At 38.7% G+C, this 19,160-nt stretch carries 16 protein-coding genes; 6 read left to right on the top strand and 10 right to left on the bottom strand.

Going from position 1 to position 19,160, the window contains the following annotated elements; all coding sequences use genetic code 11:
• Positions 1–2: 2 nt before the first annotated feature.
• Together H1R81_RS11205 and H1R81_RS11200 are read right to left on the bottom strand one after the other, a co-directional pair.
• On the bottom strand, positions 3–557 hold the full coding sequence (locus H1R81_RS11205; RefSeq protein ID WP_181840793.1) for a YeeE/YedE family protein: 555 nt from the start codon (positions 555–557) through the stop codon (positions 3–5).
• A 111-nt stretch (positions 558–668) separates the two neighbouring features.
• A complete protein-coding gene (locus tag H1R81_RS11200; RefSeq protein WP_181840872.1) occupies positions 669–1,178 on the bottom strand; it encodes an HNH endonuclease in 510 nt (169 codons plus the stop codon).
• Between the two features lie 209 nt (positions 1,179–1,387).
• On the opposite strand from H1R81_RS11200, the gene H1R81_RS11195 reads away from it, so the two are divergent.
• Positions 1,388–1,933, top strand: coding sequence for a YqgE/AlgH family protein (locus H1R81_RS11195; protein WP_229251097.1), 546 nt, complete (start codon positions 1,388–1,390; stop codon positions 1,931–1,933).
• On the opposite strand, the gene H1R81_RS11190 is transcribed toward H1R81_RS11195, so the two are convergent.
• From H1R81_RS11190 to H1R81_RS11160, 7 genes are all read right to left on the bottom strand, one after another.
• The gene (locus H1R81_RS11190; RefSeq protein WP_229251096.1) at positions 1,911–3,542 is read right to left on the bottom strand and encodes an amidohydrolase family protein; all 1,632 of its coding nucleotides are present in this window, start codon (positions 3,540–3,542) and stop codon (positions 1,911–1,913) included. The genes H1R81_RS11195 and H1R81_RS11190 overlap by 23 nt on opposite strands.
• Before the next feature lie 156 nt (positions 3,543–3,698).
• Positions 3,699–4,190: a DUF6691 family protein gene (locus tag H1R81_RS11185; protein ID WP_181840791.1), complete on the bottom strand. Its 492-nt coding sequence runs from the start codon at positions 4,188–4,190 to the stop codon at positions 3,699–3,701.
• A 35-nt stretch (positions 4,191–4,225) separates the two neighbouring features.
• Positions 4,226–4,801: a YeeE/YedE family protein gene (locus H1R81_RS11180; RefSeq protein WP_181840790.1), complete on the bottom strand. Its 576-nt coding sequence runs from the start codon at positions 4,799–4,801 to the stop codon at positions 4,226–4,228.
• A gap of 14 nt (positions 4,802–4,815) precedes the next feature.
• The gene (locus H1R81_RS11175) at positions 4,816–6,216 is read right to left on the bottom strand and encodes an OprD family outer membrane porin (protein WP_181840789.1); all 1,401 of its coding nucleotides are present in this window, start codon (positions 6,214–6,216) and stop codon (positions 4,816–4,818) included.
• Positions 6,217–6,392: 176 nt separating this feature from the next.
• Complete coding sequence (locus H1R81_RS11170) at positions 6,393–7,439, bottom strand: c-type cytochrome (RefSeq protein ID WP_181840788.1); 1,047 nt, start codon at positions 7,437–7,439, stop codon at positions 6,393–6,395.
• A 152-nt stretch (positions 7,440–7,591) separates the two neighbouring features.
• Positions 7,592–9,007 (bottom strand): rhodanese-like domain-containing protein, encoded by a 1,416-nt coding sequence (locus H1R81_RS11165; RefSeq protein ID WP_181840787.1) that lies wholly within the window; start codon positions 9,005–9,007, stop codon positions 7,592–7,594.
• Positions 9,008–9,087: 80 nt separating this feature from the next.
• On the bottom strand, positions 9,088–9,894 hold the full coding sequence (locus H1R81_RS11160; protein WP_181840786.1) for a sulfite exporter TauE/SafE family protein: 807 nt from the start codon (positions 9,892–9,894) through the stop codon (positions 9,088–9,090).
• A 259-nt stretch (positions 9,895–10,153) separates the two neighbouring features.
• Here H1R81_RS11160 and H1R81_RS11155 point away from each other — a divergent pair, with 259 nt between their 5' ends.
• From H1R81_RS11155 to H1R81_RS11145, 3 genes are all read left to right on the top strand, one after another.
• On the top strand, positions 10,154–11,227 hold the full coding sequence (locus H1R81_RS11155) for a transglutaminase domain-containing protein (protein ID WP_181840785.1): 1,074 nt from the start codon (positions 10,154–10,156) through the stop codon (positions 11,225–11,227).
• Positions 11,228–11,307: 80 nt separating this feature from the next.
• Positions 11,308–13,182, top strand: a complete 1,875-nt coding sequence (locus H1R81_RS11150) for a beta-N-acetylhexosaminidase (RefSeq protein WP_181840784.1) — start codon at positions 11,308–11,310, stop codon at positions 13,180–13,182.
• Between the two features lie 78 nt (positions 13,183–13,260).
• Positions 13,261–15,213: a hypothetical protein gene (locus H1R81_RS11145; RefSeq protein WP_181840783.1), complete on the top strand. Its 1,953-nt coding sequence runs from the start codon at positions 13,261–13,263 to the stop codon at positions 15,211–15,213.
• Positions 15,214–15,223: 10 nt separating this feature from the next.
• Here the strand turns inward: H1R81_RS11145 and H1R81_RS11140 are convergent, their stop codons facing one another.
• Positions 15,224–16,402: a WD40 repeat domain-containing protein gene (locus tag H1R81_RS11140; protein WP_181840782.1), complete on the bottom strand. Its 1,179-nt coding sequence runs from the start codon at positions 16,400–16,402 to the stop codon at positions 15,224–15,226.
• A gap of 147 nt (positions 16,403–16,549) precedes the next feature.
• On the opposite strand from H1R81_RS11140, the gene H1R81_RS11135 reads away from it, so the two are divergent.
• Positions 16,550–17,887: a DEAD/DEAH box helicase gene (locus H1R81_RS11135; RefSeq protein WP_181840781.1), complete on the top strand. Its 1,338-nt coding sequence runs from the start codon at positions 16,550–16,552 to the stop codon at positions 17,885–17,887.
• Positions 17,888–17,975: 88 nt separating this feature from the next.
• Positions 17,976–19,013, top strand: coding sequence for a 6-bladed beta-propeller (locus H1R81_RS11130; protein ID WP_181840780.1), 1,038 nt, complete (start codon positions 17,976–17,978; stop codon positions 19,011–19,013).
• Positions 19,014–19,160 lie beyond the last annotated feature (147 nt).

Genomic DNA, 19,160 nt, shown 5'->3' with positions numbered 1-19,160 from the left:
AATTATAAATAAGGTATAACTAACCATGTAACTATAAACCCGCCTATCATAAAACAGATAGTAGCGATTAATGACGGTAATTGAAGATTGGATAAGCCCATGATAGAATGCCCCGAAGTACAACCACCGGCATAGCGTGTACCAAACCCCACTAAGAAGCCTCCAACCACAATAAAGGTAAATCCACGAAGGGTAAACAGGTTTTCCCAGCTAAACAGGTCAGTAGGCACTAAAGTGCCAAACTCCTGAATACCTATAGATTGCAGGTATGCTTTAGTGCTATCAGCTATTTTGATAGGTGCTGGATTAGTCAATAGATGCGATGCTATCCAACCACCTATGATAACACCTGCTACAAAAGTCAGATTCCAGCTTTCCTTTTTCCAATCGTATTTAAAGTAAGAAATCTTAGCAGGAAGAATTGCCGCACAGATATGCCTCATGGAAGACGATATTCCGAATGTCTTATTACCTACCACCAATAGCAAAGGAACAAATAGACCAATAATGACACCAGCTACTGACCAATGCCAGGGTTGTTTGAGAAGTTCAAGCATATTATAAAGTTTTTATTTTAAGGTCACTAAAAATCTATCAAATTAATAGACTGCAAACGTAAGTTTCTTAAAATAAATTCCTTAGCTACTCATGAGTATATTTCCAATCTTTTATGTTTTTTCCTTTATTCCCAGAAACGGAACCCAGTTCTCTTCAATAGAGCCTGCGAAATCGCGTAGGAACATGATAAAAGATGGTTTGTAAGGTTTTCGAGAGAGAGAGAGTTTTGCTTCTTCAGGGGAGAGGTCGCCTTTTCGGGAGTTACAGCGGCGACAAGCAGTTACGAGATTATCCCAGTTTGTTTTGCCTCCCTTAGATTTTGGTGTTACGTGGTCAAGTGTGAGGTCTTCGTGGCTTCCGCAATATACACATTTATTACCGTCCCGCCTGAATACATTCTGCCTACTGAGCATGACACCTTTAAAGGGTAAACTTACATAGCGATGGAGACGTATAACTGAGGGGAGCGGGTAAGTGGTGTCTACTGTTCGGAGGTAGCCTTTCTGGGAGTCAGACACTAACTCGGCTTTGTCGAGATAAACCAATGAAAAGGCTTTTGGAACGGTACAAATACTTAATGCACTATAATCGGCATTTAAAACTAAAACTTTCCTGCCCATACAACATTTAAGATTAGCGGTTTCATATTTGCAAGGCAATATAGCTGAAAATTTTCGGATTTCCAACAGAAGTTTTTTAAGAAATTGTTTTTTCATTCTTTTGAAAACCTCTATTTTGTAGGGCTATTATAAAAGTTCGGAAACATCTCAGATGTTAAGTGAGTTAATTATAAAATCAGAAATAATACTATAAAAAATATTCGATGGATATGTCGGTGGGTAAAGGGAAATTATTAATTGCTGAACCATTTTTAGGTGACCCCAATTTTGAACGAAGTGTAGTACTTTTATGTGAGCATAATTCAACAGGGTCGTTTGGTTTAGTCTTGAATCAGACTACCAGTTTACATTTAGATGATGTTATAGAGAATGTTTATGGCGAACTGCCCTTATTTATTGGAGGCCCCGTAGAACAAAATACACTGCATTTTATTCATCGATTAGGCAACCAGATAGAAGGTGCCGTTGATATAGGCAATGGAATCTACTGGTCGGGTGATTTTGAGAGTGTAAAGACCCTGATAAATATAGGTAAGGTATCTGAGAATGATATTCGCCTGTTTATTGGTTATTCGGGCTGGTCAGCAGGGCAATTGGTTGATGAAATGAACCGGAATTCGTGGATAGTTTCAGAAACCGATGCTCATTTCATTTTTGATACCCCTGCCGACCAGTTCTGGCGTGCCATATTAAAAAGTATGGGCGGAGAATATAAGGTTTTATCTAATTACCCTACTGACCCGCGCCTGAATTAAGTTTGCCTTTGCCATAGATAATTTCACCAGGCTTTTTGCCCGTATGTTTGCCATTCTCTAATACGATTGTTCCGTTTACCAGAACATAGTCAATACCTTCTGAATAAGCATGAGGGGTTTCGAAGGTTGCTTTATCAGCTACTGTGTTTTTATCAAAAATTACTATATCAGCAGCATAACCTGTTCTGATTAACCCCCGGTCTTCTATCTTAAATCTTTGAGCTGGCAATGACGTCATACGACGAACGGCATCTTCCAAACGAAGTACCTGTTTCTCGCGTACATACCTGCCTAATACACGGGCATTAGAACCATAGCCACGCGGGTGCGGCATATTTCTGTTAAACTGAATGACGCCTGCATCTGAGGCTATCATTGTATTTGGGTATCGTAAGATTTTAGCTACATCATCTTCGCTCATTTTATGAAATACCATCTGTGCTCCCCCTTTATCAACCATGTCCATAATCAAATCTGCTTCTGTAGCCAAGTCACTTTTTCTGCCTAAAAGCCTGTTTATTTCACTCACATTTTTTCCATTCAATGTTGAGTCGGCTCTGTAACGGGCAACAAAGGCATAATCATAATTTTTACGCTTATCGGCTTTTACACCTTTTATCATTTCATCACGAATTTTCTTTCTTGTTTCAGGGTGATTCAACCGTGCATGCACCATTGAATCACCATCGGCTAAAGCCCATGAGGGCAGCATGGTTCCCATATTAGTGCTACTGGCAGTATAAGGGTATTGGTCTACATTCACATCTATTCCTTCCAAACGGGCTTTTTCTACAATACCAATCGTCATATCACTTTGTCCCCATAGTGGTTTACTTGAAATTTTGAAATGCGATATTTCAACCGGAATATGTGCTTCTCTGCCTATATTAATTGCTTCTTCTATTGCATCCCTCACCTTCACGCCCTCATCACGGATATGTGAAGCATAAATACCCCCGAATTTAGAGGCCGCTTTTGCCAGCCCTACTACTTCCGGTGTTTTAGAGTAGGTACCTGGTATATAAATCAATCCTGTTGCCAGACCTACTGCGCCATCTTTCATAGCCTGTTCGACCAATGCCTCCATTTTTTGTTGCTCCTGAGCAGTAGGGTCACGGAATACATTCATCATTACCTGTCTTCTTACTGAGTTATGCCCGATTAATGAACCTAAATTGACACTTATCTGCAACTGTTTCAATTCATCAAAAAATTTTGCTAAATTCACCTCCGATGACCCACAGTTTCCCGTAATCACACTCGTAACACCATCATGGATAAAGTTATCAGCCGTTGATACATTTCTGATACCGTCTTCTACATGGGTATGAACATCTATAAACCCCGGACAAACAATCTGATTTCTGGCATCAATTACCTGTTTTCCCTCACTTGCTTCAAACTTCCCTATTCCGGCTATTTTAGTACCTTTAATTGCCACATCAGAGGCAAACCAGGGATTCCCCGAACCATCTGCAATCCTTCCGTTTTTAATTATCAAATCGTATTGCTGGGCAATGCTTGTTGCACTTAGCAGGTTGGCCATCAGAAATAACCCCAAAAGCCCTAATTTAAGAGAAAGTAATTTTCTTTGATGAATGAAGTTCATAATGTATAAGGTAAGTTTAGTTTATGTGTAGTTCTTAAACAAATCTACAAAATTTATCAGATTTAGTGCGTTATAACACAATAAAACCTCTTATGAGCAATAATAAAAATAGCTCCGAGGTATGCCCGGAGCTATTTTAACAAGCCTGTTTAAATATTAGTTAGGAAGTTTATTTTTGAAATAGCCATATACCCATGTTCCAGCGACAGCACTAATCAAAGTAACAATTACCACTACAAAACCACTACCAATTTGCGCAAAAAGTGGCCCCGGACACGCACCGGTAAGTGCCCAGCCCAGCCCAAAAATTAATCCACCGTAGATTTGTCCTTTCTGGAATTTTTTAGGGTGAAAATCTACTTTTTCTCCGCTCATGGTTTTAATATTGAATTTTTTAATCAGAAATACCGAAATCATACCAACAATTACGGCACTACCTATTACCCCATACATATGAAAACTCTGAAACCGGAACATTTCCTGAATACGGAACCATGAAATTATCTCGGCTTTTACGAATATAATACCAAACATAATTCCAACAATAAGGTACTTAAGATTTTCAAGCGGAGGCTCTTTTTTTACCATATTATTAGGAGCCTCGCAGACAAATTCTTCTTGTGTGGCAACTTCTTGACTATTTTTCATTTCGATTGTAATGTCTGTTTAATTAAGATTAAAAATCAGAATAACTTAAATATGTATGGCAGAATGAGATGTGTCATGGTAATTCCTCCAACCATAAAACAACAGGTAGCAATAAGCGACGGCAGTTGAAGATTTGATAAGCCCATAATGGCATGCCCGGAAGTACAACCTCCGGCATAGCGTGTACCAAATCCTACCATAAAGCCCCCTAATACAAAAAATATAAATCCTTTTATAGTAAACAGCGCATTAACAGAAAATAAATCAGCAGGCATTAGCCCTGCAAAATCATGGATTCCAAGTTTTTTTAAATCTGTAATTGTTCGCTCTGAAAGAATAAAGGTATCGGGGTTTTCAAGAAAATTAGTAGCAATTACTCCGCCAAAAAAAATGCCTGACACAAATACGAGATTCCAGATTTCTTTTTTCCAGTCATAGTTAAAAAACGGAATGCCTGCCGGCAAACAGGCGGCACATATATGCCTGAGTGAAGAGGAAATGCCAAAGGACTTGTTCCCAATCAGCAAAAGCGTAGGTACTGTAAGACCAATAAGAGGCCCGGCCACATACCAGGGCCAGGGTTGAGTGATCAACTCCATAATTTGATTCATAAGGTTCGTTTTATTTAATATTGATAATTGAGAATCAGGTTGAGGTGTGTCATATTCACTTTGTTGAGCACGAATCGGTCTTTCTGGTAGGTTTCACCGATCTGGTCTTTCCGCGCAATCAGCAAAAGAAGATTCAAGCCTTTCAGATAATTTTCAAACTGGTAGGTCAGCCCAAGGTTAACCTGGGCATAAGAAGGCATACCATATTTATTGAGCGTGAAGTTTTTTACGTCGGGCAGCTGAAAATATCCGGCACTTAGCTCAAGTCTGATATGATTCTGTATAGTACAGAAAGTATTAACTGTAACAGCGGTTAAATCGCCAAAGCCTTCGTTCTTTTCACGGGGGATAAAGGTATAAAACGGATCTCTGCCCCACTCGCGTGGCATAAGGTAGCGACCTTTATCTGTGATTCTGGTCGCATTCAGAAACCACGTAAATTTGTTTGATTGTTGCCCGAGCCGCCCTGAAATAATATTTGCGCCATTGCCCTTCTGAGCATAGGCTTTTGCAGGGTCTTCATTACCCCCATCGCCTAAAGTATTCTGATGAATGAATTGTCCGCCAAACAGCCAGTTTTTACCTGCGTTTGGTTTTGATTTCCATTCAACTTTGAGCATCCCGGTATTGTTGATATTATCAACATAATTATTCCATAGCTGAATATTCCATCTCTTATTCTGATAACTGATGCCCGCTATGCCTATACCTGAAGAGGAAGTATTATTCTTATATTTAGAGGACTCTCCTGTAACTCCAACGCCAACCGGATAAAGACCGATACTTTCGCCGATATTAAACCATCTTATAGTTGACCGGGGAGACATCTGCCAGATATACGCTCCATAAATCTTCAGGTTTTTCCACTCATTCAAATCTACAACAGCAGATTCTACAAAGGTCGGCCTCATACGCCCGTCCTGCGGATTAATGAAGGGTGTCTGTGGTATTTGCCTACCGACAATAATCTTTGATTTTGTACTTACAAATGCCTTAATATAAAGTTCTTCCAGATGGTTTAAATCTTTATGATTGTCTGGATTTTCAATATCAAATAATCCTATTTCATACCGATTCAACTGGTTGGTGCGAGGATCGGTTTTTTGTAGATTCGAAGAAGCCACATTAAACATAGAATACCCGCTCACCCTTGCCTGAAAGTACCTGAAAACTCTTGGTGTTTCATACCCTATTCCTGCGCCAATTCCCAAAGCATAGTAGTCTGTTAATCTGCCATCATTGATTGTTGTTGAAAAATAAGTCCTTGCCTGAACGTAAAACTTTCCTCCTTTTCTGAGTTGATACCCTAAATTGTTTGTATCTTTTTCTGCTATTGATTCAGGGTTTTGTGCCTGAACCAGATAAGTTGATATAAACAATGCCCCCACCACATAACAGATATTGATTTGTGTCATAATTCTTGCCATTATGATACAAAAGTACATTTGGTCATGATGGGTGTCCGTGACAAAAGTTACATTGAAGGAATAATCCTGATTAATAACCGGAAGAAAAAACTGCACTCATGAAAAAATCATAAATGCAGCTCATGCGTAAACAGAGAATATAAAAAACAGCTTATTTTAATGCTTTATTTTTTCTTATGTGCTTCTTTCCATTCTTTAATAGGCTTATAAGGCCCGTATTTATGTTGTACCTCAGAGAATGGGTCGGCATAAGGGCCAAAAGGATGGTCGAATGGTTTACCGGCTTTATCCGGCCAGTCTTTGCTTAAATCTTTTTCAGGCCGGGGCATTGAATTAACGAATGCAGCTACATCCCAGGCTTCTTCGTCTGTCAGTTGTGGTCGCTTATAGGATGTGCCAAGGGGCATATTGTATTTTACATATCCGGCAAAATTTGAGATACGATACAAGCCTGCTCCGTTATTATAGCTATGAGCTCCCCATAAGGGCGGATAGGTATAGCTTTTACCGTTTGCAGCCATTAACCCGTCACCATTAGCCTGATGGCAACTCTGGCATTTCTGTTCATATACCAGATGTCCCTTTTCTGCGTTAGTTGCTCTGCTGAGCCCTTTTAATTTGAATATGCCTGTACCCCGTGGTGTGGTTTTTCGGGGGACGTCTGAGCCAAGCCATTTAATATAAGCCAAAATAGCTTTCATTTCGTGACTGCTTGAATCAAGTTTTTTTCCATTAAGACTCCTCTCAAAACAATCATTTACTCGCTTTACCTGATTTTCTACTGCTCCTGAGCGCTCTCTGAATTTGGGATAATTGGCCTCAACCCCAAAATAATTATTCCCCCAAGGCTGAGTTCCTGCATTCAGATGGCAATTCTGACAATTCATCCCATTTGAGATTGAAGCCACACTTCCTTTTGGACCAAGGTAATCGGCTGTATGTGCAATCAACTCTTTCCCGTATTTAATCATTGATTGCTCTTCGGCACTTAAGCGAACCAATCGCCAGTCTGACGGAGCTGTCCAGAGATTTGTAAAGTTTGTATCAATCTTTACAAAGGGTTTCTTTGAATCAGTATGGAGTTTTATAGAGGTATTACTCAGAAATGTTCCGGCAATCAGGCTCCCTATTGTAATGAATATCAGTAGTACCAGAATTTTTAAAATGACAAAAAGCCGTTTAACTTCTTTTTCATTAATTTTATTATTCATTCAGACATCTCAAGTTAAAATTATATGCTACATCAGCTACTGAAATACATAGGCTGAATACCTGTTTCTATTCAAATAACCTCTTATAATAACGCTATTATCAAAAACAAAACCCTCATCCGGTAGTTCAGATGAGGGTTTGAAGTTCATTATCAGCAAAATTCACCAACCAATTCACCGATTATTACCGGATTCTCCTTGCCAATCCACTCATTCATTCCGGCTGAGTAATTTTTTACGTTATTAAATCCATTTTTCTTAAGAATTGAATAGCCAATGGCTGCTCTATCACCCCCCTGGCAATAAATTACCACTTGTTTGTCTTTACTTACTTTATCGAGATTTTGTGGTAAAGTGCCGATAAAAATATTCTCTGCACCTTCTATATGACCGCTCTTATACTCAGAAACTCCTCTTAAATCAATAACCTGTACCTCATCTTCTGCGGCTAAAGTTTTAAACTCCTCAATTGTAATAATATCGCTTTTTTCTAATTTTATACCTAAAGAGTTTACATCGGTTATATAACCTAATACATTATCTAATCCGATTCTCATCAGTTTGCGGGTTAAATCCTCAATTTGTGTATCAGAAGCTATTAACATAAATGGTTCTTCATAATTAACAAACCAGCCCATCCAGGTTGCAAATGAGTTATTGCCCTGGATATTCATGCTGCCCGGAATAAACCCTGCCGCAAAATCTCCCTTATTTCTTGTATCTATAAGTTTAATGCCTGCAACCAACCCCTCTTTTACCTGTTGGGCTGATAGTTTGGTTTGTGTTGGTACTTCTGTCAATAAAGGTCTGTTTACTTTATTAAGTTTTTTCATCATAGCAAAGTATTTCGGTGGCTCTGGTTGGTCGGCTAACAGATAATCCACGAATCCATCTTTGTCATCCTGATATTTAAAAGCCCAGTTTCTGATTTTCTCATACCCAACAGTTGAGCTTGGCACAGCACCTAATGCCTTACCACAGGCAGACCCTGCTCCATGACCAGGCCAGACCTGGATAAAATCAGGGAGTTTGTCAAACCTTCTGAGCGATTTATACATTTGTTCAGCACCTGCGTTTTGTGTACCTTTCAAGCCTGCAGCTTTCTCCAATAAATCAGGTCTGCCAATATCACCTACAAATACAAAATCACCTGTAAATAGCATAACCGGCTCAGAACTTGCCGGAGTATCGGTTAATAAAAAACTTATGCTTTCTGGTGTATGCCCCGGTGTATGAATTACTTCAAATTTCAGATTCCCTACGTAAATAACATTGCCATCTTTTAACCCCACGTGGTCAAACTCATATTGCCAGTCTTTTCCTCCCTCATCTGATAAGTACATTGACGCTCCAGTAACCTTTGCCAACTCTCTTGAGCCCGAAAGAAAATCTGCATGAATATGCGTTTCAGCAATATGGGTTATCTTCATATTGTTTTGCCGGGCTATCTCTAAATAAGTGTCTATATCTCTTTTAGGGTCAATCACCATCGCTACTCCCGCCTTCTGGCAACCAATAAAATAGCTCCCCTGAGCCAAGGATTTGTCATATATATGCTGAAAAAACATAGTTATATAAGTTTATTATTTTAAGACAAAATTATTGTTCCACTACTGAATAGTATGTGACATTTATTACACTCCTGTATTTATTTTAATAATAATTCTTTGGTAATTATATAAGCCCCCATAAGTAAGACAAACCAACCGAAAGTTGTTTTGAGTCTATCGCCTGAAATGAAACGAGCCAGATAAGAGCCAACGAAAATTCCTACTATTGATAATCCGGTAAATTCGAGTAAAAAAGGCCAGTCTACCTCAAGATTTGATAAATCACCTAAAAACCCAATCAATGACTTCGCTGCAATAATGAGTAAAGAAGTACCAACTGCTGATTTCATGGGTAGTCTGGCAAACAGTACCAGTGCAGGAATAATCAGGAAACCTCCCCCTGCCCCTACAATACCAGTCAGTACTCCTACAATACTTCCTTCTAATGCAATCATCAGATAATTAAACTTTACTTCCTGACTATTATCTGGCTTATCAGTTTTCTTACTTTTAATCATTGAGTAAGAAGCCGCCAGCATAATGAGTGCAAAGAAGAGCATAACTCCGACATTCTTTGAGATTTCAAATCCATTTAACTCCACAATAGGATCAGGAATAGCCGGAACCAGGTATTTACGGGTGAGAAAAACTGTAATAAACGATGGGATAGCAAACACAAGGGCAGCCTGATAATTGACCAGTTTTTGTTTCATATAGCTGGTTGAGCCCACTAAAGATGTAGTGCCTACAACAAACAGCGAATAAGCAGTAGACAAAATAGGATTAACATTGAGAAGATATACTAAAACGGGCAAAGTAAGAATACTCCCTCCACCACCTATAAGCCCTAAACTAATTCCAATCAATAACGAAGAAGCAAAACCGACAATTTCTATTATATTCATTTTTATAGCGTTTATCATTTAATCGGCTACAAAACTATTGCCTTATATTTTGCGTGTCCGTGATAATTGTTACATAGGCCGGCTATTCTGTTTTAGGTGATTTACTTAGTGAAGCTAATATTTATAATACAAACACACCAGTTTTGTACACTCAAACGTTAATTGTGCAATTAATAAATAGATGAGTTTATCCATCTTTTTTTTCTCATCAGAAGCAATTTTATTATTTTTATATTGAAATGACACCTTAAATGTGATTATGAAAAAGAAACTCTACATGCTGTTACTCTTTTTTACAGGGCTTACAACTACTGCTCAAACTGTTTCGCCACAGGTGAAACGCTTAGCCTCACAAATAACAGGTGGTATCAGTACAGATTCGTTAAAAGTACGTGCCATTTATGAGTGGGTGACTGATAATATTGCATATGATATTGATTTGTTTAATGAAATGAATATCAAGACTGTTGAGCAGTATGCAGAAGCCCAAAAATCTGAGAAAGTGATTCAACGCAAAAAAGCTGTATGTATGGGTTATACCAATCTTTTTCAGGATTTATGTATTGCCTTAAACATCAAAGCTTATAACGTAACAGGCTATAGTAAGAGCCCGGATCTTCACACAAATGCTCTGATCTTTTCACCTGAAAGACACTCATGGAATGCTGTAAAAATTAATAATAAATGGTACTTATGCGACCCTACCTGGAGCGCAGGTTCGATCAATGTACAGACAGGTTTATTCAGAAAACAACTGAATGAAGAGTTTTATCTAAGCGAAGGAAAGGCATTTATTAAAAGGCATATACCATTAGATCCTCTCTGGCAATTATCAGATACTCCTATAAGTATGCAGGAGTTTCGATATGGGCAGAAACCTGCCAGACCTTCAAGATTCAGTTATCTTGATACACTGAGGGTATTTGAGACTTTAGCAGTTGATCAGCAAAAACTGAATGCTGATTTCAGAAGTCTGCGGTTTGATGCCAGTAACGACGAAGCAAAGTCAGGCATTGGATATTACTATGCAAAAAAAGCTGAAATAGACTCGAAAACATGGCATGATTTAGTGATGTCGTTTATGAACAAGAATACAGGTGATTCTTACAGAAGAGCCAGAGAAGAAAAAGACAGAATATACGGTATGCTGGCAAGTATTGAAAAAGACATGAGCCAGGCCCGGTATTATTATTCGTTAGTACCCCCAAACTCCCAATTAAGCCGGATGGCCCTTAACAATATGCGGAATGCGGATAATTATCTTCAATTTATTGAGCAGAACCGGGCAAATCTGAATAAATACTATGATGCGCTAAAAAAGATGAAATACTGACTTACAATATATTTGCTCAGGCTATCGGTTTTTTACTTACTTTTGAGGCCTGTTCTGACTCAAAACCTAAACATTCGCTTATGAAAAAAACGTTTTTTTTGCTTGTATTAAGCATACTTACAATTGATGTTTTTGCACAAAATATTATTCCGAAACCCGTTGAAATTCAATCTACAGCAGGAACTTATCACATAACTGCTGCAACTACAATCGGTGCGAATGATGCTGAAAGTCAGAAAATTGCTGAAATGTTTGCAGCTAAGCTCCAACAATCAGCCGGGCTTTCACCCAAAATTCAAAAAACAGGGACTATCCAGTTTACGATTAATGCTTCTCCCAACACTATTATTGGCAATGAAGGGTACACTTTAGATGCCACAAACACAGGAGTGAAAGTTGCTGCTAATAAGCCTGCCGGATTATTTTACGGCTTGCAGTCGTTATTACAGTTATTGCCTAAAGAAATTGAAAGTAAAGTAGTAGTAAAAGGTATCAAATGGCGTGTTCCCGGTGTTAAGGTAATTGATTACCCACGTTTTGGCTGGAGAGGACTTATGCTGGATGTGAGCCGACACTTCTTCCCGAAAGCTGATGTGAAACGCTATATTGATGATATGGTACGCTATAAATTCAATACACTCCACTGGCATTTGACTGACGATAACGGATGGAGAATAGAAATAAAATCATTACCAAAACTAACCGAAGTGGGTGCCTGGCGTGTAGCAAGAGACGGTCATTTTGGCGACAGAAAAGCACCTGAAGAGGGAGAACCAACGCCCTATGGAGGATTCTACACACAAGACGATGTAAGAGAGATTCTGAAGTATGCCGATGAAAGAGGAGTTACGATTATACCAGAAGTTGATGTACCAGGCCACAGTATGGCAGCTATTGCTGCGTATCCTGAGCTTTCGTGTACAAAAGACCCTAAAACCAAAGTGAATCCCGGGACTAATTTTGCTGAATGGTATGGCGGTGGTAAATTCAGAATGTTTATTGATAATACCCTCAATCCATCGGATGAAAAGGTGTATGAGTTCCTGGATAAAGTGTTTACTGAATTAGCGGCTTTGTTTCCAAGTAAATATATACATGTAGGTGGTGACGAATGCTACAAAGGTTTCTGGGAAAAAGACCCGGGTTGCCAGGCTTTAATGAAAAAGATGAATATGCACGAAGTAGAACAACTACAAGGCTATTTCATGAAACGGGTAGAAGCTATTCTGAATGCAAAGGGCAAAAAGCTTTTAGGCTGGGACGAAATCCTGGAGGGCGGTATTTCCCCTACTGCTACATTAATGAGTTGGAGAGGTGTAAAAGGCGGGATAGAAGCTGCAAAAATGGGGCATGATGTAGTAATGACCCCAAGTACATTTGCTTATTTAGACTATAATCAGGGAGATATAACCATTGACCCTCCTATTTATGCTGGTTTGCGTTTAAGCAAAACCTATAGCTTTGACCCTGTGCAGGAAGGCGTTGACCCTAAATACATTTTAGGTGGACAAGGCAATTTGTGGACAGAGCAGATTCCGACGATCCGCTATGCTGAATATATGACGTTTCCGAGAGCCTGGGCATTGGCTGATATATTCTGGTCGCCTAAAGACAGCAAAGACTGGAACAATTTCATCAAACGCATGGAAGCACATTTTGAAAGAGCCGATGTAGCCGAAATGGGGTATTCAAAAGCGGTGTATGATGCCATTGTAAAAGCAAGCAACAAGGAGGGCAAACTTGTGGCAGAATTAGGCTCTGAAATAGCTGACATAGACATCTATTATACAATGGATGATACCATGCCTGATAATTTCTCTACTAAATATACCCAGCCGTTTGAAGTACCCGATGCGCAAATTACATTAAGAGTGGCAACATACCGCAATGGGAAACCCATCGGGCATTTGATTACTCTAAAAAGAGAAGATTTGAAAAAACGGGCAGGCAGGTAAAATTTTCAGGTTTATATACCTAAAATAGAAGTCTTTTACTCTACTTTTGCAATCAGAGTAAAAGACTTTATTTTTTAGATGGCTCCGGTAAAAATCACAAAGCAAAACCTCTTTCTTGTTTTTTTCAGTCTTATTTTCTTTTCTTTATCATTACCTGCCGGCTATGCAGGTTTCGATATTGATGCTTCATGGCACGAAGCCTTAGTGATGGCTATTGATAAAAATTTTGTATTTGGCAGAGATTTTATATTTAACTATGGCCCTTTGGGGTATCTGAATACGGGTCTTCTTCCTAAAACTGTTTCTCATCTTTTATTAGTTGCTGTTGAGATTTTCACGTTATTTAATTACCTCATTATCATTCGGTTTGCCTTTGCCAAAGCTGGTAAAAAATGGTGGATTGTGGCCGTTTCGGCTTTACTCATTTTTATGCCCTGGGGTTTTATTGCCGATACCTCATTTACACTTTTTTACTTCTTTTTATTCTGGCTATTGCATGCGCAACAAACCCGTAATTCAGTGGGCTTATTGCTGGCTTTTATTATATCGGTCTTTGTTTTCTATATAAAGGTTAATTTAAGCATTGTGGTTTATATACTCTTTTATGCTTCTTTGATTTATTTTTATATAGCTCGTTATTTCACACTTCGAACGGTTATTATTGTGGCTGTTTTACAGGTATTGCTCACCTATGCCCTTTCTTTTATGCTGAATGTAGATATTCCTGCCTATCTGGGAGCAAGTACGAAAATCATAGACTCTTATCAGGATGGAATGGCAGCCATGCTCTTAAGTCAGGCAGAATTTTTACCACTTCTGGTATTCGAGGGTTTAATTTTACTCGTTGCAGGAATTTTCATCCTATTAACTTTTCAATGGAAATCCGCTTATCTTTATATACTTGTGGCAATCACGTGGTTTTTGAGTTTTAAACAGGCACATACGGCCGTAGGGCATTATAATGTTTTCGGGTTTTTCTTGTTTATGTCTCCGTTGGCTGTGCTTTTATATTTGTTTACTGAGGAGAGGCAAAAAATATGGGCAGGCAGAGCCTTTATTGCTATTCTGGTTTTGCAACTTTCGGCTACACAGGTTATTCGTTATTATATGGGAGAGCATACGCTAAAAGGCTATGCACTCACTTACCCCCCTTCTGAAGTAGCCAAGGCCATGAATGAGGGTTTTAAGCTTCGGCAAGTATTAACTATTGTTGCACAGAAAAATCCAGTAAACTATCTTAAAAGACTTTTTACTTATGATTATGAAGATAATTTCAGGAATATTCCGATTAAACTACCGCAATCATTAGTAGACAAAATAGGCAATGAAACTGTCGATATTGTACCGCATCAGGTTACTTATCTGTTTTTTAACCAATTGAATTATAATCCTCGTCCGGTTATTCAGTCATATCAAGCTAATAGTGATTGGTTGATGCAGAAGAATGGTGAGAAATACCTTTCTGAAACGGCACCGAAGTTTGTGGTTTATCATGTAGAATCTTTCCGGGAACAGAATCCTTTCTGGGTAGAAACAGATTTAACAAAGGCTTTATTAAAAAACTATCAGCTGACAGATACCACATTGATAGCAAAAGATACTTTCTTTGTTTTCCAGCATCAGCCTATCTCTAACATACTGAAAACAGTTAATACCAAAGATATTACTTTTAGGCTTGATGAAGACATCATTGTACCTATCACCGATAATCCTATCGTTTTTTCTGCTGATATAGATTATAGTCTCAAAGGAAAAGTAGCACGCTTATTCTTCCAACCGCCCTATTTGCATTGTCTGGTTACCTACGAAAATGGTAAACAGGAAAATTTCAGGGTAATAGATAAGATTCTAAAAGGAGGAATTTTTATTAGCCCGAAAGTTACGACCCAGGCAGAGGCCGCCTCATTTTTCCTGAATAGAGGTAAAAATAACCTAAAAGTCAGAAAGATACGTTTCTGGGCGAAATACAGCGGAGGATTTGGTGAAAGTTTTAAAGGCCGGTTTCAGGAATATACAATGCCCGCTTACTAAGGGTGCCTGACTAAGGCATTGTATATTTATAGGTTTTCCAGCTTGTTTCATTACCGGTTTTATTAGCATTGACAAAAAACTCCTTATCTGACAACCAACCGAAGTTAGCTACATCTGAAATCTGCCAGGTTTTACCGGTTTTCAATTCATAAATCCACAAGTCGGCATTATTAGATACATAGCTGGCAAACAATACGTAATCATCTTTAGGGGAAAATGATGTCCATTGAATATTATCTGGCCACTCAAACAATTTAGCAGGTGTTTTTCCGCTATCTGCTAAATCCCACCTTACTACTTCGCGTGTATCAGAACTTGAATTAGGTTTAGTCCTTATCTGATCAATATTTTTACCATCGCGCGACCAATCAAAATCATAAAAGGCTTCATTTGAGTAAAGTCTGACGTTTTCTATTACTGTGTCATAAATGAATAGGCCTGTCTTATTATAATCGGTATAAGCCATTTTAAATCCATCAGGCGAAAAAGCGCAATTCCAGATTCTTGCTCCCGGAGGCATTTTTATTTCAATAATCTTGTCAGACAGAAAATCGTAATAATCATAAGCCCGTTCTCTCTCTCTGGTTGTTTCTAAAACCAGAAGTGTTCCTTCCGAATAAAAACCTTTTATCTGATAGCTTTTGCTGGCGGAATTCCTGAAAATCACTTTTTTAGATTTATCTTTCCAGTTCTGTAAAGTTACTTCACCAGTACTGGCATCAACATAGGCCAGATAAGGGCTTTTATCAGAGCTACTCATAAACCAGCCATTTGGTAGCTCCAGCAGTGTTTCAAGCGGCTTTATTGAACTTGTAGTAAACATTATGGGTTTTGAAAACTCCGACTTAACACCATTTTTCAGGCCTTTTACGGCTACAAAATACGTTTTATCTGCTTTCAGATTCTCTAATTTCACGGTTCTTGAAGTAGTAGTAGACGAGAGCTTCATATTTGAGTAGCCCGATGCTTCTTCTGAAATCCATACTTCTGCCTGTTCAAAAGTCGTTGCCACAGGGTTAGCATTCTTAAATGTTACAGCAGCAATATCTAATGTTACCCCATCATTGATCTTTCTGGCCGAAACACTCATCGAAGCAATTTCGTCGTCTGGTAATGGTTCCTGTTTTTTTTGACAGGCCGTAATTAATAAACATACAAGACAAACAACTAATAATAAACTCTTTTGCATTGGTTATGGTATTTTTTTCTATGACACAATTTTCATCAAATCAGTTGGGAAACCCCGAAATTAGGCTAAGTTTTAATATTTGACTAATTTTGCATCAAATTAATAACGAATGTAGTAAGTATTTTCTGCTCATTCAAACCAATATACATGGAAAATTCTTTTGAAAAGTTTGAGTTGAATCGCCAGCTCTTGAATGCCATAGCAGATAGCGGATACACAGAGCCTACTCCTATACAGGAAAAAGCTATTCCGTTGATTCTGAAAGGGCATGATGTATTAGGCATTGCTCAGACAGGTACAGGCAAAACAGCCGCTTATCTGTTGCCTATATTGATGAAAATAAAATATGCACAGGGTACAATGCCTCGTTGTATTATTTTTGCACCAACCCGAGAATTAGTGATTCAGATTGATAAAGCAATAGCTGAACTCGCCAGATACACTGATTTGCGCCACACAGCTATATACGGCGGGCTTGGCCCCAAAACACAGATTGAGACTATTCAGAAAGGAATTGATATTATTGTAGCAACCCCCGGGAGATTCATGGATTTGTATCTGCGTGAAGAAATTGCGGTAAAAGATCTGAAAATCATGGTATTGGATGAAGCCGATAAAATGATGGATATGGGTTTTATGCCGCAAATACGCAAGATTTTAGAAGTGATTCCACGTAAAAGACAAAACTTATTATTCTCGGCTACTTTCCCTGACAAGGTTGAAAGATTATCGGAGGAGTTTTTAGAGTTTCCTACACGTATTGAGGTAACGCCACAAGCTACAACAGCCGAAACTGTGAAACAGCGGATGTTTGAAGTGCCTAATACTCAGACAAAAATCAATCTGCTGAAATACCTCTTTGAGAAAGAAGGCGTAAAGAAAGCCATTGTTTTTACGAGGTCGAAAGAAGTAGCCGACTTTGTGTATAATTCGATGGTACAAAAGATTGTTCCTTTTAGCAAAATACGGGTGATTCATGCCAATAAAGGTCAAAACACCCGTATCAATTCGATGGAAGCTTTTCGTGAGGGAGACGTAAATGTATTAGTTGCTACCGACGTTGCCGCCAGAGGAATTGATATTCAGCAGGTATCTCATGTAATCAACTTCGATGTGCCGCTTATTTACGAAGATTATGTACACCGTATCGGGCGTACCGGAAGAGCCAATCAGGTTGGAGAAGCTGTTACCTTCCTGACTATTGCGGAAGAATATCATATAAAAAAGATTGAGAGGATTATCCGTATGGAAATTCCGCGAGAACAGATTCCAATTGAGGTAGAGATAGCAGATACTCCTTTTGAAGAAAATCAGACCTATCTTCGTGAAGTTGATGATCAACGTAAAAAAGAAGATCCAACCTTTAAGGGAGCATTTCATGAAAAGAAAAACAGAAAACCGGAGGTTAAAAAGGGTAAGCCCTCTTCTCAGGCAAAGAAAAACAATAAGCCGGACAAAAGGAGGGGAACTCCAAAACGAAGATAAACAATAGAATAAAAGCATGGTTTCTTGTGAGTCATGCTTTTTTCTTATATTTAAGCTAAAATTATCAGACAATATTCAACCTCATACCATGAACCAATACCTGAACCGTCGTGATTTTGTTAAGTTAGGTGGCTTAGCAACTGCAGCGACACTACTGCCTGAAATGAGTTTCGGCAAAAATGATGAAATAATCATCGGTCATAATTCACATAAATATCGCGTCAAAACAGGCTGGGGAGTATTAGATGCATCCAGGAATCCTGTCAACGATTGCCATGAAATGGTAGAAGACTCAAAAGGAAGATTGATTCTACTGACCAACGAAACCAAAAATAATGTATTAATCTATGATAAGTCTGGCAAGTTGCTTGAAACCTGGGGTAATTCCTATCCGGGTGGGCATGGTTTAACCATAGCCGGACAAGGAAGTGACCAGTTCTTATTGATTTGTGATACCAGCCGCCATCAGGTAATAAAAACTGACCTTGCCGGAAAAGTGATTTTTAAAATAGACTATCCGAAGGAAACAGGAGCGTATGACTACCCAACCCAGTTTAATCCTACTGAAACGGCCGTTAACCCTGCCAACGGAGATATTTATGTAGTAGATGGTTATGGCCTGAACTACGTAATGCAATATGATGCAAAGGGGAAGTTGATTCGGCATTGGGGCGGAAAAGATATGTTCAAGTGTAATCATGGTGTAATTGTAGATACTCGTAATAAAAAGAATCCTACATTGCTGGTTACTTCAAGGGTAGAAAATTGCTGGAAACGATTTACTTTAGATGGCAAATCGGTTTCCACAATTGAGTTACCCGGTACATTCATCTGCCGTCCGGTTATTAAGGGCGAAACACTTCTGGGAGCTGCCTATCGCTCTACTTCCGGCGACAATCCTAATTCAGGATATATTACAATTTTAGATAAAAACGACCGTGTAATTTCTACACCTGGTGGGAGTGCCCCTGTTTACACCGATGGTAAATTAGAAACCCAACGCAAAGAAGACCCGTTTAATGTATTTATGCACCCACATGATGTGTATATGGACTCAGACGAGAATATTTATGTACCTCAATGGAATTCCAAAAAAACATATCCGATTAAACTGGAGAGAGTATAAGTAAAACCAGAAAAAGACAGATTTGAAAGATGCACTAAAACTGCATCTTTTTTTTGTGCTTAAAATCATTGGATAAAAATTTTGCAGGGTTTTCAGGTCATTTTCAGGATTCATTTTTACTATAAACCTACCTTTGAATCATAAAAA

The organism is Emticicia sp. BO119, from assembly GCF_013912375.1.
Taxonomy (GTDB): domain Bacteria; phylum Bacteroidota; class Bacteroidia; order Cytophagales; family Spirosomataceae; genus Emticicia.
The sequence above is the reverse complement of the archived record's forward strand: the minus strand, read 5'-3'. Positions and strand labels throughout refer to the sequence as shown.

Coding starts and splice junctions, on each gene's coding strand:
- H1R81_RS11205 (WP_181840793.1), bottom strand. CDS start 557: ATGCTTGAACTTCTCAAACAACCCTGGCATTGGTCAGTAGCTGGTGTC.
- H1R81_RS11200 (WP_181840872.1), bottom strand. CDS start 1,178: ATGGGCAGGAAAGTTTTAGTTTTAAATGCCGATTATAGTGCATTAAGT.
- H1R81_RS11195 (WP_229251097.1), top strand. CDS start 1,388: ATGTCGGTGGGTAAAGGGAAATTATTAATTGCTGAACCATTTTTAGGT.
- H1R81_RS11190 (WP_229251096.1), bottom strand. CDS start 3,542: ATGAACTTCATTCATCAAAGAAAATTACTTTCTCTTAAATTAGGGCTT.
- H1R81_RS11185 (WP_181840791.1), bottom strand. CDS start 4,190: ATGAAAAATAGTCAAGAAGTTGCCACACAAGAAGAATTTGTCTGCGAG.
- H1R81_RS11180 (WP_181840790.1), bottom strand. CDS start 4,801: ATGAATCAAATTATGGAGTTGATCACTCAACCCTGGCCCTGGTATGTG.
- H1R81_RS11175 (WP_181840789.1), bottom strand. CDS start 6,216: ATGACACAAATCAATATCTGTTATGTGGTGGGGGCATTGTTTATATCA.
- H1R81_RS11170 (WP_181840788.1), bottom strand. CDS start 7,439: ATGAATAATAAAATTAATGAAAAAGAAGTTAAACGGCTTTTTGTCATT.
- H1R81_RS11165 (WP_181840787.1), bottom strand. CDS start 9,007: ATGTTTTTTCAGCATATATATGACAAATCCTTGGCTCAGGGGAGCTAT.
- H1R81_RS11160 (WP_181840786.1), bottom strand. CDS start 9,894: ATGAATATAATAGAAATTGTCGGTTTTGCTTCTTCGTTATTGATTGGA.
- H1R81_RS11155 (WP_181840785.1), top strand. CDS start 10,154: ATGAAAAAGAAACTCTACATGCTGTTACTCTTTTTTACAGGGCTTACA.
- H1R81_RS11150 (WP_181840784.1), top strand. CDS start 11,308: ATGAAAAAAACGTTTTTTTTGCTTGTATTAAGCATACTTACAATTGAT.
- H1R81_RS11145 (WP_181840783.1), top strand. CDS start 13,261: ATGGCTCCGGTAAAAATCACAAAGCAAAACCTCTTTCTTGTTTTTTTC.
- H1R81_RS11140 (WP_181840782.1), bottom strand. CDS start 16,402: ATGCAAAAGAGTTTATTATTAGTTGTTTGTCTTGTATGTTTATTAATT.
- H1R81_RS11135 (WP_181840781.1), top strand. CDS start 16,550: ATGGAAAATTCTTTTGAAAAGTTTGAGTTGAATCGCCAGCTCTTGAAT.
- H1R81_RS11130 (WP_181840780.1), top strand. CDS start 17,976: ATGAACCAATACCTGAACCGTCGTGATTTTGTTAAGTTAGGTGGCTTA.